At 68.8% G+C, this 14,153-nt stretch carries 10 protein-coding genes and 3 pseudogenes; 6 read left to right on the top strand and 7 right to left on the bottom strand.

Translation table 11 applies throughout. The annotated features are described in order from the left end of the window. Positions 1–109 precede the first annotated feature (109 nt). From ACFWPQ_RS11715 to ACFWPQ_RS11700, 4 genes are all read right to left on the bottom strand, one after another. Positions 110–1,156 carry a Ku protein gene (locus ACFWPQ_RS11715; RefSeq protein ID WP_384032362.1) on the bottom strand — a complete coding sequence of 349 codons (1,047 nt, stop codon included), beginning with the start codon at positions 1,154–1,156 and terminating at the stop codon, positions 110–112. Between the two features lie 94 nt (positions 1,157–1,250). After that, entirely contained in the window at positions 1,251–1,760 is a 510-nt protein-coding gene (locus ACFWPQ_RS11710; RefSeq protein ID WP_384032359.1) for a DUF6262 family protein, read from the bottom strand. A 20-nt stretch (positions 1,761–1,780) separates the two neighbouring features. Beyond that, the gene (locus ACFWPQ_RS11705) at positions 1,781–4,267 is read right to left on the bottom strand and encodes a hypothetical protein (RefSeq protein WP_384032357.1); all 2,487 of its coding nucleotides are present in this window, start codon (positions 4,265–4,267) and stop codon (positions 1,781–1,783) included. Further along, a complete protein-coding gene (locus ACFWPQ_RS11700) occupies positions 4,264–5,427 on the bottom strand; it encodes a tyrosine-type recombinase/integrase (protein ID WP_384032355.1) in 1,164 nt (387 codons plus the stop codon). The genes ACFWPQ_RS11705 and ACFWPQ_RS11700 overlap by 4 nt, the downstream gene beginning before the upstream one ends. A 128-nt stretch (positions 5,428–5,555) precedes the next feature. Between ACFWPQ_RS11700 and ACFWPQ_RS11695 the strand changes: the two are divergent. The 6 genes and pseudogenes from ACFWPQ_RS11695 to ACFWPQ_RS11670 form a co-directional block, all read left to right on the top strand. Then, positions 5,556–6,572 (top strand): annotated as a pseudogene (locus ACFWPQ_RS11695) (Ku protein); the annotation flags it as partial. Between the two features lie 477 nt (positions 6,573–7,049). Further along, positions 7,050–7,477, top strand: a pseudogene (locus tag ACFWPQ_RS11690) (DoxX family protein). Positions 7,478–7,768: 291 nt separating this feature from the next. After that, positions 7,769–9,250: a multicopper oxidase family protein gene (locus tag ACFWPQ_RS11685; RefSeq protein WP_384032353.1), complete on the top strand. Its 1,482-nt coding sequence runs from the start codon at positions 7,769–7,771 to the stop codon at positions 9,248–9,250. Between the two features lie 274 nt (positions 9,251–9,524). Further along, complete coding sequence (locus ACFWPQ_RS11680) at positions 9,525–10,256, top strand: hypothetical protein (RefSeq protein ID WP_384032351.1); 732 nt, start codon at positions 9,525–9,527, stop codon at positions 10,254–10,256. Between the two features lie 154 nt (positions 10,257–10,410). Continuing rightward, entirely contained in the window at positions 10,411–10,815 is a 405-nt protein-coding gene (locus tag ACFWPQ_RS11675) for a hypothetical protein (protein ID WP_384032349.1), read from the top strand. Positions 10,816–11,015: 200 nt separating this feature from the next. After that, entirely contained in the window at positions 11,016–11,933 is a 918-nt protein-coding gene (locus ACFWPQ_RS11670; protein WP_384032347.1) for a hypothetical protein, read from the top strand. 240 nt (positions 11,934–12,173) lie between these two features. Here the strand turns inward: ACFWPQ_RS11670 and ACFWPQ_RS11665 are convergent. From ACFWPQ_RS11665 to ACFWPQ_RS11655, 3 genes and pseudogenes are all read right to left on the bottom strand, one after another. Then, a pseudogene (locus ACFWPQ_RS11665) lies at positions 12,174–12,275 on the bottom strand (DNA-binding protein); the annotation flags it as partial. Between the two features lie 488 nt (positions 12,276–12,763). Continuing rightward, on the bottom strand, positions 12,764–13,408 hold the full coding sequence (locus tag ACFWPQ_RS11660) for a hypothetical protein (RefSeq protein ID WP_384032345.1): 645 nt from the start codon (positions 13,406–13,408) through the stop codon (positions 12,764–12,766). Positions 13,409–13,646: 238 nt separating this feature from the next. Then, positions 13,647–14,153 (bottom strand): DNA-directed RNA polymerase subunit alpha C-terminal domain-containing protein (locus ACFWPQ_RS11655; RefSeq protein WP_384032343.1); only part of this gene is annotated, 507 nt, incomplete at its 5' end.

Here is a 14,153-nt window from a genome sequence, read left to right as displayed (position 1 = left end):
ACGAACGCTAATTTCGCCCTCCCTGCGGCGCGATCCGGCGCACCCCAGGATCGCGCTGGGGATATCCCCCCAGCGCGGGCCGTGACCCTGGCTTCGAGTGTGAGCAGCGTCAGGACGCCCGTGTGGTGCGGCGACCTCTCCTGCCGGTGAGGGCTTTGAGGAGTTCCTCGCGGGTCATCGATGAGCGACCGGGAATGTCGGCCTCGGCTGCGCGCTGGTACAGCTCGGCCTTGCTCAGCCCTTCCAGCTCCGAAACCTTCGAGGACTTCGCTGCCTTTCCTGCCGTACGGCCGGCGCGTTTTTCGGCCGCTGTCTTCAACCGTGTCGGAGGACGCGTACCTGCGGCTTTCTGCGACCCCTTCCCGCTTCCTTTCCTCGTCGTCTCGGCCTGTTCGACGCTGGCCCGCAACGCGTCCATGAGATCGATGACGTTGGTGGAGCGCGGTGGCGGCTCGCCCTTCTCCACGGTCTGACCGGTGCGCTTGGCCTCCACGAGCTGGAGCACCTTCTCCTGGTAGGTGTCGTGGTACTCCTCCGGATTCCAGTCGATGCTCAGCGCCTCGACCAGCTGCACCGCCGTCTGCAGCTCCTTGTCGGCGACCTGCGTCTCCTCCGGGAGACTCCCGATCTCCCGGTGAGGGTCGCGGACCTCGTCCGCCCAGTGCATGGTGTGCATCGCCAGGACATCACCCTCTGCCTTCACCGCGACCAAGTACTCGTGATTGCGCATGACGACCGTGGCGATACCGACCTTGTTCGCGTGGGCCAGGGCACTGTGGAGCAGGGCGTAGACCTTGGCGTACTCCTTGCCCTTGGGGGCCAGGTAGTAGGTCTTGTCGAAGAAGACCGGCTCGACCTGGTCCAGGTCGACGAAACCGGTGATCTCCAGCGACTTGGACTGGCCAGGGGCGATCTCGTCCAGTTCGCCGGGCTCGACGACCACGTATTCGTCCCCCATGTCGAAGCCCTTGACGATCTCCTCCATGGGGACTTCCTCGCCGGTGCGCTCGTTGACTCGCTTGTTGCGCACCCGGTCGGACGTTCCGCGTTGGAGCTGGTTGAAGCGGATCGTGTGGTTTTCCGTCGCCGTGAACAGTTGCACCGGCAGGGCGACGAGCCCGAATGAGAGAGCACCGCTCCAGACCGCTCGGGCCATGGCCTTCCCACCTCCTGTTTTCCATGGCACATCCCGTGGCTGCTGATCGCATCCCGGCATGCGCCACCTGGACGGTTCGGAGGATGAGGTGCGGTCAGCGGTGGGTCTGGTTGAGGGTTCGGGTCAGCTCTCGGTTGGCTGCACGCGCGGCCTGTAGTTCCTCGGCGCGATCTTCGAGTTGACCTTGGAGTTCCACCACCCGCTGTTCCAACGTGGTGATCTGCCGCTGGAGGTTGTCGATGTCGGCGGGCGCTCCGAGGCCGGAGTCGCGCCAGGCCTGTTCGCCGAGCTGCTGGGAGAGCCGGTTCTCCAGTTGTCTGACGCGGGCGGTGAGCCGGGCGTTGCGCTCCAAGGCGTTCGCCAGGTCGGCTTGCAGAGAGGCTCTGCTGACCTGGGCGTGTCCTTCGCCGGACGCCGGTGCCGTCGCTGCGGTGTGGAGGTGCTGCAGCAGGTCGCGGTGGCGGTAGAGGAAGGATCGGTCGACTCCGGCGGTTCGGGCGATGCCGGAGACGGTGAGATCTCTGCCTTCCTTGACCGCGACGCTGATGGCCTCCTCGACTCGCTGCCGTCGTCGTGCTGAGTCCCTACGCCGCCCTTCGGCCATGGGGAGATTGTTCTTGCTGTTCACAGCGGCCTCTCTGGTCGCAGATCGGGGAGAGGCTGGCGGACTCGTGGCATCCCCAGCAGCACGCTTTGCCGACCTCGACGCACCACGGAGACGGCTTCCTCGACCTCGGCGCGCTGGTTTGCGTCGAGGTCGTCCATGCCGTCCTTGACCCGCTTGATGAGCCGTCTCACTCGGCTGATCTCCTCGTCCGACGGCATCGCCTCGGCCTTGGCCCAGTCGTCCGCGTCCAGCGCAGCGGCGATCCGCTCGCGGTTACGCAGCAGGTCAGCGAGGTAGGCCTCAAGATCGGGCAAGTAGGAGACGTCGGTACGGAAATGACCGCAGCCCACACAGCGGAATCTGACGGGACAGTCGTGTCCACCCGCCGCCACGTTCGACGGCTCGGTACAGACGCCGTAGGGAACGGCGACCTCGCCGACGGCCCGGCGGGCGTGCTCGGAGTCGAGCAGTTCCTTGGCCTGGCGCCAGATACGCTTGCCGTGCCGGTCGAACTGCATCTCGGTGACGCGGTCCACGGCCTCGCGCCGCCGCTGTTCGGTCACCCGGTAGAAGGCCTGAGTGGTGTCCAGACGTCGGTGATCCATCAAGGCTCTGAGGACGTCGATGGCGACCCCGGCGTCCGCATGTCGCTGGCAGTAGGTGTGCCGGTATGCGTAAAGGAAGATCTTGGACTTGTCGAAGGGCATCATCCTGGTGACCGGCAGACCGTCCATCTCGACCCGAGTGGGCACCAGGAACTCGGGCAGGGACCGGATCCACTCGCGGTGGCGGCCGGACAGCCATCCCGGTGTGATGGGCTTGAGGCCGTGTGGGTTGGCCACCCGGGTGGGCAGCAGCATCAACTGGTCGGTCGGTGTGCTCGGGAAGTCGGCGCGGATCAGTTCCTGCTGTCTGGTGATCACGCCTGCCGTGGCCTGGGAGATCGGCAGCCTGCGTCCGTGACGGTTGGCCTTGTAGTTGTCGTAGATGAGCACGTGCTGCCCGTCGGCGTCCTGCTTGAGGCAGTCCCAGCGCAGCTGGCAGATCTCCTGAGGCCGTCTCCCGGTGTCGATCAGCAATTCGGCGGCCACCCGGTTCTCGTTGCCGTTCCGGGCTTGCCCGACCATCGAAGGCAACTGCTCGCAGATCTGCCGCATGACTTCGGCTGGGAGGTCCTTGCCAGCTTCGGTGTCCTCCGGATCATCGGGGATGTCCTCTGTGAGGATCGCGAAGTCATCCGGCAGCCCGTGCAGCGGCTGACCAGGCCGGGTCAGTCCCAGTGACCGCATCCGGGCGAGATGGGTACGGATGTAGCGGACGACCCTGACCCGTCTGCGCGCCGAGATGTCCCCGCTGTGGTGCAGAAAGGCCAGTCGGTTGGTGAACGCGGTGATGTCCCGACGGTTTAGCGCGCGGATGTCGTCGCCATGATCCTCGCGTTGAAGCCGCAGGCTCTCGGACAGGAGGGCGAACGCGCTGAGGATGTCCTGGATGCTGCTCATGACGCTGCCACGCCGCTGAGGCAGGGAGAAGAACGCCCATTCCTTCGCGGCGGCCCTCAGCCAGGGCTGGTGGATCGCGGTGAACCCAAGGCGTCCGGCGTGCCCGAACGCGGCACCGCTCCACACGTCCTTGGTCCGCTCGCCCTCCGGCGTCAATCCGAATCGGTCTACGAGCGTGACCAGGCTGCTGCAGAGACCGCGCGTACCGCGTGAGACATGAGCCGGGTCCACCCCGGTCAGCGAGGGCAGTTCGAGTTCGCGGAGCCGGTTGGCCAGGGTACGGAGCAGGAACTGAGTGGTGTGGAGTCCCTCGCGCGTTCGGGCCTGGACGCCGTAGAGGATTTCCGCCACCACACGATCCGGCAGCCCGCGCAGGCTGACCTCGTTGTTCGCGGATACGGGCGCTGTCGTGCGCCGCCATCCCTTCTCGTCGTCCTCGCTCAGGCCACGGGCGACTGCCTTCCTCCAGCGCTCCCGGTGGGCGTGACAGTACGGAGACAAGCCGTCCCTGTACCGGTGGCAGGCGGCGACTTCACAGGGGCCGAAAGCGGGCAGCGCGATTACGTCGCCGAGGGTGAGGAACTCCTCCAGCGTCACATCCCGGCGCTTGAATTGCGTGAGGTGAGTCGAGCACAACGGCCGTCGCCAGGAAGAGAATGGCCGTTGGCATCCGGACACGGAGCAGTCCTCGACCCCGACCTGCCGCCAGTTGCCGCGGTCCATCTCGGCGAACTCCTCCAGCGGGGGCTCCCCGGCCTGCTTCCACCGCAACCGGCAGCCGGAGCACAACTGCCTGGCGACGCTGGTCTGCACGCAGCCCTCTACCCGGCACAGCGGCGTGCCCAACAGCGGATGGTCTGCGGGGAAGAACAGCACGCCGGTGTCCAGCGACCAGCCGAAGACGGCCAGGAACTCCGGATCAACCGCTGCCCACAGGTCTGCGGCACCACCGTCTTCCGCCTCCTGCCCGAAGGACTGGCGACGGACCACGCTGAGCGTCATCGACCTGACTCCCCGCCCAGATCCCTCGGTGAGGGAACACGGCTGATCGCCTCGCGGAGCCGGGACTGCGCGGGGTGCAGGTAAGGACGAGCCGAGTCCGGGTTCTTATGGCCCAGGAGAGACTGGATCTCGTCCAACGACCCGCCGGAGTCCGCGATATTGCTGGCGAAAGCGTGCCGCATCATGTGCGGGGTGACCTTCCGGTCCAGCCCGGCGCGGCGAGTCAGGGCCTCCACGGTCTCGCCGATCGCGTCCGGTGTGATGGGCGACCCCAAGGGCTCGCGAAAGAGGTTCACGAGCAGGAAATCACTGCCTGCCGTCCCGAGCCGTTCGTGCCGCTCCAGGACGTACTGGTCGAACGCCTGCACCACCAGGAAGTCCACGGGCAGCACTACCGGACGCCGCGACTTCGACCAGGCGTTGTTCGGGTTCTGTCGCCGTACGACATGCAGGTGGGCGCCTTCCAGACGGCATCCCAGGGTGGTCGAGTCCACGAGCAGGTGGGCGTCGCTGCGGCGCAGGCCCGCCGCCTGCCCGCGGCGAAGCCCCACTCGGGCCAGCAGCAGGATCAGCAACCTGTCCCGCGCCGAGCGACAGGCCCGGAACATTGCCACGATCTCTGCGTCGCTGGCCCGGTCCACAGCCCTCTCCGTCTCCGGGAGGCGATGCTGAGCCTGGAGTCGATAGCGGAGTCTGCCGTCTTCCGACTGTGCCTGAAGGGGGAGGTCCAAGCTGTCCCCGAGCTGGTAGAGCTGCTCCAGCACCCAGCCGGGGACTTCCCGCTCCGTCACCGCGTGAGCCAGAAATCCGCGAACCGCTGTGAGCACGCCATTGATCCGACGTGCTTCCCGTGCGGGCCTCCCGCCGGGCCCCGGCACGACTGTCGCCTGCCCCTCCGTCCCGGCCGGCTGCCACTTCAGCCAGAGGATGAAGGAGCTCAAATCGCGGGCAGCCGTGTGCCAGTCTCGTCCCGTCGCCGTACACCAGCGCAGGAACAGCGCGATCGCTCCGGCGTACGCCTTCGTCGTCGACTCGGCGCGGTCCCTGCTCAACCTGAGACCCAGCAAGTACCGGTCGGCTTCGTTCACCACCTGCATTTCGGTATCGACCACTGTCCAGTACGCAGTACCGGACGGCATTCGGACCGGAAAGGCACGCACCCGATGATCTCCTTGCTCCATGGACAGGCTGCAACGGTCCACCACGGAGCAACACCCCCAGAGAACCGTCGCAGCAGGCTCAACGAGGAAGGGCGCTGCTACGTCACGCCACATATTCGGAACCCCCGGAGAACAACGGCCGCATCCGCTACCGCAAGTTCTGCGAGCTGGAGGACCGTGAGGTCACCCAGTCGGAGATCGGCAAGGGGTACGAGGACGCCGACGGCACGATCGTCCCGATCACCGACGAGGACCTGTCCCACCTGCCCATCCCCACCGCCCGCACGATCGAGATCGTCGCGTTCGTCCCCGCCGAGCGGATCGACCCGCTCCAGATGGACGCGGCGTACTACCTGGCGGCCTCGGGCGCCCCGGCGGCGAAACCGTACGTCCTCCTGCGGGAGGCCCTGAAGCGCAGCCACAAGGTGGCCATCGCGAAGTACGCGCTGCGCGGCCGCGAGCGCCTCGGCATGCTCCGGGTGGTCGGCGACGCCATCGCCATGCACGGCCTGCTCTGGCCGGACGAGGTCCGCGCCCCCGAGGGGGTCGCCCCGGACATCGACGTCACCGTCCGGGACAAGGAACTCGACCTCGCGGACGCCCTGATGGACACCCTCGGCGAGGTCGACCTGAAGGACCTGCACGACGAGTATCGAGAGGCCCTGGAGGAGGTCATCGCCGCGAAGGCGGCCGGCGAGACCCCGCCGGAGGCCCCCGAACCGGCGGCGGGCGGCAAGGTCCTCGACCTGATGGCGGCCCTGGAGAAGAGCGTGCGGGCGGCGAAGGAGTCGAGGGGGGAGGGCGCGGAGGGGACGGAGGGCGCCGAGAGGGCGGAGGGCGCCGAGGTCGCGTCGCTGCCGGGCGCGAGCGGCAAGCGGCGGGGGGCTGCTGCGGCCGGGGCGGCGGCGAAGGGGACGGTGGCCAGGAAGCCGGCGGTGAAGAGGCCGGCGGCCTCGCCCAAGAAGTCGGGGGCCGTGAAGACGGCGACCGCGAAGGCTGCGGCGGAGAGGTCCGCGGCCAGGAAGTCCACGGCCAGGAAGTCGACGGCGAAGACGTCGGCGGAGAAGGGGGCGGCGGAGAAGGGGGCGGCGGCCAGGAAGACGCCGGTCAAGAAGACGGCGGCGGCTCGCAAACGCTCCGCGTGAAGGCCTCCTGCCGGGTGTCGCGGGCCTGCAACGGGTGCGCTTCCCCGCCCGCCTGACGGTTCATCACCGCGCGTGGCGATCCCCGGCTTCGAGCTGCACCGTGCTCCCTCGGCCGGTCGGTTATCGCCGATCGAAATAGTGCATATTTCAACATGTCGTTGGATATGGCGAGGGGATGGCGCAATGCTGGGTGAGGGGGAGGGCCCGCCGCACGGCGGGCAGACAGACCGGCTTGTCCCCACCCGTGAAGGCATTGTCATGCGTGCACTGCATTTCCACCCCTTCGGCAGAACTCACCTCCTGTCCCTGACCCAGGTACGCGCCCCCGCGGCTCCCGCGGCGGAGGACCGCAGGCCCCCCGATCGGGCCAGGACCGCCTCGGGCCCGCCGGGCGGGACGCATGCCGCCGGTCCGCGTCCCCTGCTGTCCGCCGGTGAGTGCGGGCTGCTGCTGATCAGGCTGACCTTCGGGCTGCTGATGGCCGGCCACGGTGCGCAGAAGCTGTTCGGCCTCTTCGGCGGGCCGGGCCTGGCGGCCACCGGCAGAAGCTTCGACGCCCTCGGCTACCACCCGGGCAAGGTCTTCGCCGCGATCGGCGGTCTCTCCGAACTCGCCGGTGGCCTCGGTCTTGCCGTCGGTCTGTTCACTCCGCTGGCGGCCGCGGCCATCATCGGCGTGATGATCAACGCCATGGCGACCGCGAGCGGTGCCAACGGCCTGTGGATCCGGACAACGGGGTCGAGTACAGCGTCGCCATCTGCGTCGTCGTGCTCGCGCTCGCCGCCATCGGCTCGGGCCGACTGTCCCTCGACCGGTTCTTCCCCTGGCGCGACGGCGGCTGGCCCGCCGCCGCCGTCGCGCTCGGGCTGGGCGGCATCGGTGCCGCGATCGCGCTGAGCATCTGAGGGTTGCCGCGCACGTGCGTATCGGCGAATCTGCGTACCTGTATATCGGCGTATCCACGCATTTGAGGACCTGGGTGCCGGGACTGCCGCCATCCGTGTGGAAGCCCGGCCGACGGGCGCGGTTGCCGCCGCCCGACGCGCGTGGCACGCCCGGCGGCGGAGCCCGTTCCTCCTACATTTCTCCTACATTCCGGTCGGCCGACCGCCATGGCCTCGGCCCTGCCCTGCCCCGCCGGGCGTGGCACCGCCGTCCGGTCGCTCGGTTTCCCTGGGAGAGATGTGCCCCGAGACGTGACCCGGTCCCGCCTCCGTTCCTCGCTGGCCCTGCCGGTCGCCGGCCTGCTCCTCACCACCGGCTGGCTGGCCGGTTGCGGGAACCTGACACCGGCCGGAGACGCCCACGGCACCCGGCGGCCCGCGCCGGAGGCCGGCGACCGTCCCGCGGCCGGACCGCGGCTGCAGGACCCGCCGGAGCTGGTCAGCCACGACGGCCTCCTCAAGGCCGCCATCGTGGTGGAACACCGTAAGGTGCGGGTCGGCGACCGCCGGCTGTACGCCACCACCTACAACGGGGCGTACATGCCGCCCACGCTGCGCGTGCGGCCCGGCGACCGCATCGACCTGACCATGACCAACCGTGTCGACGAAGACACCAACGTGCACACGCACGGTCTGCACGTCTCCCCGCACAGCCCCTCCGACGACGTCTTCGTCGCCATCAAGTACAACCAGTCGTACCACTACTCGTACCGGTTGCCGTTCAACCATCCGACCGGCACGTTCTGGTACCACTCGCACGCGGACATGATGTCCGCGCAGCAGGTCGCGGGCGGCGAGTCGGGGATCATCGTCGTCGAGGGCCTCCAGCAGCACCTGCCCCCCTCCCTGCGCGGCATCACCGAGCACACGATCGCGCTCAAGGACTTCCAGGTCGAGGGCGACTCGATCAAGACGCACCCCCTCAAGATCGGGGATCCCACCAACCGCACCGTCAACGGCCAGCAGAACCCGGTGATCGGCATCCGGCCGGGGGAGACCCAGCTCTGGCGGCTGGCCAACATCGGCGCCAACATCTACTACAAGCTCCACCTCCCCGGCTCCCGCTTCCGCGTGATCGCCCAGGACGGCATCCCCGTCCGCACGGCGTACGACCAGGACACGCTCGTGCTCGCGGCCGGGGCGCGGTTCGACGTCCTGGTCCAGGGCGGCAGGCCCGGCACGACGCGTCTGGAGACCCTCGCGTACGACACCGGCCCGGCCGGGAACAAGTTCCCCCAGGTCGACCTCGCCACCGTCGTCACCGGCGGCACGCCCGTGCGCCCCGCCACCCTGCCGACCGGCATCGCCCCGCACGAGGACCTGGGCAACGCGAAGATCGCGGCCCGCAGGACCGTCGTCCTCACGGAGAACAAGGCGGGCACGAAGTTCTACATCGACGGCCGGCTCTACGACCCGCACCGGACCGACTTCACCGGCATCCTCGACACCGTCGAGGAGTGGACCATCCGCAACGACTCCGACGAGATCCACTCCTTTCACATCCACACCAACGACTTCCAGCTGATGAGCATCGACGGGAAGCCCCAGGACCCCGCCCACGGCTGGTACGACACCATCGACGTGCCCGTGCGCGGCAAGGCGGTCATCCGGATGCACTACACCGACTTCACCGGGAAGACCGTGGTCCACTGCCACATCCTCAACCACGAGGACATGGGGATGATGGCCGTCCTGAACATCGTCGCGCCCCACGGAGACGCGCCCGGCAAGTGACCACCGCGCGGGCCCCTGCCAGTCGCCCACCCCGGTCGCCCACCGCGAAGGCCCCGACTCCGACACGCCGGCCATGGCGTCCTCGTCCGATGGCGTACGCCCGATACACCTGAGTGCAGTGGGGAGTTGGGGAAGAAGTGAGCCCGGTCGGGAATCCGGATCATAGGATCCACGCATGCCGAGAGGAATCGGAAGTTCGACAGGGGCGCAAGGCGGGGCACGCCCTGTTCGCCTGGGGCCTCTGGACGACAGGTGGGAGCGGCCTGCGGCCGGCGTGGCCGGGAGCCTGTTCGCCGGGGCCGGCGTAGTAGCCGTCTTCATCTCCGCGAACCAGGCGGGCAGCACCACCTTGGTCCTGATCGGCGCCCTGTTTCTGCTGATGGCCGTGAGCGGTCGCACCATCGAGAGCGTGCGCATCGGCGACTGGGAGTTCACGATGTCGGAACTGCGCAGGCAGGCGGCCGAACAAGCCCGATCCGGGCAGACCGATCAGGCCCAGGCCATGTTGAACGTCCTCAAGCAACTCGACCCGGCCGCAGACCGGGACCCCGCGGTGCACGCCGTGGAGATAACTGTCTTCGAGAACCGGGTCGTCGACGCCGTCGAAGCCGCACGATCCGAAGGCGACCAGGTGGAACGCCATCCCGACAGCGGGCTGGGCGAGCCACTGGCCGTCCTCGTGGCACGGCCCGACGGCGTCAGGATCGGCGTCTTCGCCGCGTACGCCCTCGACGAGTCCGGCCACATTTCGGCGACGTCCTCGGACAGCTTCGTACGACGGGCGCGAGAGGTGGACTGCGCCGCCTACCTCTTCGTCAACGGCACACTCCATCAGGACGACCTCGCTCGCCTGGCGGACGGTATCCAGAGGGACGGCGGCCGACCCGTGGACACGGAGACCTGGGCGTCCATCGCGCAGTCCGCGCCCCTCCGCCCCGCCATCGACCGTCTGCTCGCCCGAGTTCGCGGTCGGCAGGACGAGAGGGCGACGATCCCCGGACAGTGACTGCGCTCCGACACGTCCTCTGCCGGCGGTCCCTCCACCAGCGCGGTCAGCGCCGGATCGCCACGACGGTGACGGCGAACCTGCCCGGTTTGTGGGTCTCCAAGGGGGCGAATAGCCTAGTCACAGGGGGTCGGTTCGATCAGAGGGGCCGCCCATGAACAGGTACAGAAACCGCGCCTGGCGTGCGATCGGAGCCATCGCCGCACTCGCCACGACCGCCTCGATCGGCTTCGCCGCCCCGGCTCAGGCTCGGACCAACGCACAACTGAACGCGTACGTCAGTGACGGTTGGGGTGGCGGAACCATCACCAGCAACCCCGCCGGGATCAACTGCCACACTACGGCGTGGGATCCGTACGGCGGTGACCCGGCCCCCGACCCGACCGGCACCTGCACTGCGAGCTTCCCCATCGGGACGACGGTCCACTTCAACGCCACAGCTGACGCGGGTTCATACGTCAACATTCCCCCCGACCCGAATCCAGTGGCCATACGGTCCGGCTACAACTACACGGGGGTTGTGTTCTGCCCGAACGACGGCCTCTGCTCCGCGGGTTAGCCGCCCGTTGCAGTTCGGTGTGTGGCCGCCCGCCCCTTTGTCTGAAGTGGCCTGGGTGCCTTGCTGGCCGGTCCCGGGTCTGCCGGGGGCACTTCACACGAAGTGCCCCCGGCAGGATTCGAAAGTTGGCGTTGGCGTTGGCCGTGGCTCGTCGTGAGTGAGCGGACTGGGCAGGCATCGGGCCGGGGATACTGACCCGCATGACGGACTGGCTCATACTCGCCGGCTATCTGGTGATCGCGGTGACCGCCATGTCGATCGACGGCATTGGGCGCGCGCATGCCGAAGACGCCCGGCTGGAGGCGTTCGTGGCAGAGGACCGCCGCAGCGCGGTCGTCGAACCGGATGCCGTGGAACGGCTCGGTCCGGTGGAGTTGGGCTGTCTGATCAGCTCGGGCCCCAGCTCGGCGAAGCAGGGGGTGGTGGGCAGGCTGGTGGCCGACGGGGCGCTGCGCCGGTTGCCGCCCGACGGGCCCGGCCCGCAGCGCTGGGTCGCCCGCGGCCGGTTGCCCGAGGACGCCGACGACTTCGAACGCGAACTGTGGACCGCGGCGGCACAGAGCCGGGCCCACTCCGTCGGCCGGCGGGGCCACTACTTGTGGGACCTGCCGGACCCCGTGGGCCTTGCGCGTGCGGCGGAGGCCCGGTTGATCAGCGAAGACTACGCGCGGCAGCCGGGGGAACTCCTTCCCGGCGGCGGCGGCGACGGCGACGGCGATGGCGGGCAGCGGCACCGGGGCCGGTGGTCGACGGCTGCCGCGGCGGTGGCGGTGCCGGTGGTGACCCTACTGCTCCTCGACCACGCCTGGGTCCGAGCCGTGCTGGCGCTGCTCATCGGCGCGTTCACGCTGGATGCCGCGTCGAATCCGAGCGACTCGATCCTTCCGCGACGTCTGCCCGCCAGAACCGCCAAAGGGGAGCTGGTGCTCCACATGGCACGTGAACGGTTCGCGGACCTGAACCCGGCGACGCGGCCGGCGTCGGAGGCGTACGACGCCCGCACGGTGCGCATGGCGGTCGCGCTCTTCGGCTCCGCGGTGCTCGAACGCATCGACGACAGGATCCTGGCCGACTGGGACCAGCCGACGGTCCATCTCGACGGCCCCGGAGCAGACTGACCGGGTCTTGGACCTTTGCGTGGAGGCCGCAGCCGACCCCGTCGTCGGTACGGGCGGCCGTCGTGTGGAGTCATGAGCTTCAGCCCGAGATGCGGCTTTTCGATGTGTGGGCAGGTAGTGGCGGTGGACTATCGGAATTCGCCCTGTCTCCCGCACTCACCGGAACTCCGCTCGCGAAGCATCCGCCCCGGGTGAGCAGCGGCCGGACCGAAGGGCGCTGTTCGATCGTGCGGGGCCGGGTCAGATCTTGATCACGGTGGCGTGTCCGCCGCACAGCGCGGCCAGGTCTTCGGGGTCCGAGGTGAGGATCGTGACGGGGCCGGGGGCGGCGAGGGCGGTGGCGCGTGCCGACGTAGTCGGGCAGCGGGCAGCCGAACACCTCGGTGTCCCAGCCCGGGACCATGCAGCGGGGTTGCCGGCGTTCGGGGGACGGGGTGTGCAGGTACAGCGCCGCGGTACGGGCGAGACTGTTGAACTCCGGGGCCTGCCAGGCTCCCTGCTCGCCTCCCAGGCGCATCATGAAGTCCCGCAGGCGGACGGTGGGTTCGTCCGTGCCGTGCAGGGTGGGTTCCTTCAGGCTGGAGTACGCAGCCAGGATCTCCAGCAGGTCACGCTCGGTGGCGTCGGAGCGCTGGTACTCGGTGCCGTAGGCCAGGCAGACGCGGGCCGCGTCAGCCAGAGCCCAGGGCGTGTACTTCATCGACGGGTTTGTCATCCAGGGCTGCGGCCGCGCGGGTGTGCCGTAGCGGGCCGCCGACGCGGCGATCAGCGGCAGCAGTGAGCTGGGACGGTGCCTCCGGATGCGCTGGCGGTATTCGTCGTCGGTCTGCTCAGTGCGTCAGGTCCAGCACGGCCGTGCAGTGCGGATCGTCCTCCGGCTCCTCGAAGAGCTCCCGCTCCTGCGAGCGGGAGAAAACCTCCGCGATCACGGCCGGCCCTGCCTCCGCGAGCCGGACGTCACAGGCCACGACGTCGGGGTCTCCCTGATGGCGTACGTACAGCCGCATCCGGCCCTCGCTCAGGTACAGAAAGCCGACCAGCAGTGACTCAGCCTTCTCCCGCTCCTCATAGCCCGGAACCGGGCAGTTCAGCGCGGTCAGCAGCGTGTACGCCCGGTCCTCCGGCACCTCCTCGCCAGGCACCTCCTCCGAGAGCCTGATCAGCGGAGCGTCGAAGACGTGGTCCACCTGACCACCGGAGTGGAACCGCACCTCACCCGCCTCGTGCCGTACGCGGCTGACCGCTTCCCACGGGAGCAGCACCTCGTCCTGCCGGAAGAGCGGGATCTCGTAGATGGTGAGGAGATCGGTGACGGTCGCCTTCCGCCGGCCGAGCGCGATCCGCACGGCCGGCGTCCCGCCGGGGCCCGGGAGGACGCCGCGGACGCGCATCTTCTTCACGATCGGTGCCTGCGTGTAGAGGATCACATGGCCGGTCACATCGGCCTGTGCCACGGCCACTTCCCACGGCGTCATTGCGGGTGTCTCCCTGTTCAGCGCCTGAACTCGGCGGCGGACTGGTTCATCCAGTTGGGGCACTTCCTCATGCCCTTGCAGTAGGCGGTGATGACGCCGATCATCTGCCCGCTTCCGGCGTCGTACCGTCACGTTCCCCAACCACGCCCAGTTCCTGCCGCCCAGTCTCAGCGACGGTCCCGGCCCGTCACCGTCCTCGGGAGACGGCCAGGACTGATCGACCGGTGCGGCGCACCGTTCAGTATTGCTCCGTCTCCACGAACCCGGCGTCCGCGTCGTCGGCGCCGAAGCTGTCCGCGGCGGCGGTCGGGTTGAATCCGGGCGGGCTGTCCCTGAGTCCCAGGCCCATGGCGGCGAGCTTTTCCTTGACCTCGTCGATGGACTTCGCACCGAAGTTGCGGATGTCGAGGAGGTCGGCCTCGGAGCGTGCCAGGAGTTCGCCCACGGAGTGGACGCCTTCGCGCTTGAGGCAGTTGTAGGAGCGGACCGTGAGTTCCAGCTCCTCGATCGGCAGGGCGAGGTCGGCGGCGAGGGCGGTGTCCGTCGGGGACGGGCCCATGTCGATGCCCTCGGCGTCGATGTTCAGTTCGCGGGCGAGACCGAACAGCTCGACCAGGGTCTTGCCGGCGGAGGCCATGGCGTCACGGGGGCGCATCGCCTGCTTGGTCTCGACGTCGACGATCAGCTTGTCGAAGTCGGTGCGCTGCTCGACACGGGTCGCCTCGACCTTGTACGTGACCTTGAG

It is taken from the genome of Streptomyces sp. NPDC058464, assembly GCF_042721035.1.
Taxonomy (GTDB): domain Bacteria; phylum Actinomycetota; class Actinomycetes; order Streptomycetales; family Streptomycetaceae; genus Streptomyces.
Note: the sequence above shows the minus strand (reverse complement) of the source record. Positions and strands in the feature narration are given on the sequence as shown.

Bases quoted from the DNA above. Each gene is read 5' to 3' on its own strand.
- ACFWPQ_RS11715 (WP_384032362.1), bottom strand. From the start codon at position 1,156: ATGGCCCGAGCGGTCTGGAGCGGTGCTCTCTCATTCGGGCTCGTCGCC.
- ACFWPQ_RS11710 (WP_384032359.1), bottom strand. From the start codon at position 1,760: ATGGCCGAAGGGCGGCGTAGGGACTCAGCACGACGACGGCAGCGAGTC.
- ACFWPQ_RS11705 (WP_384032357.1), bottom strand. From the start codon at position 4,267: ATGACGCTCAGCGTGGTCCGTCGCCAGTCCTTCGGGCAGGAGGCGGAA.
- ACFWPQ_RS11675 (WP_384032349.1), top strand. From the start codon at position 10,411: ATGAACAGGTACAGAAACCGCGCCTGGCGTGCGATCGGAGCCATCGCC.
- ACFWPQ_RS11670 (WP_384032347.1), top strand. From the start codon at position 11,016: ATGACGGACTGGCTCATACTCGCCGGCTATCTGGTGATCGCGGTGACC.
- ACFWPQ_RS11660 (WP_384032345.1), bottom strand. From the start codon at position 13,408: ATGACGCCGTGGGAAGTGGCCGTGGCACAGGCCGATGTGACCGGCCAT.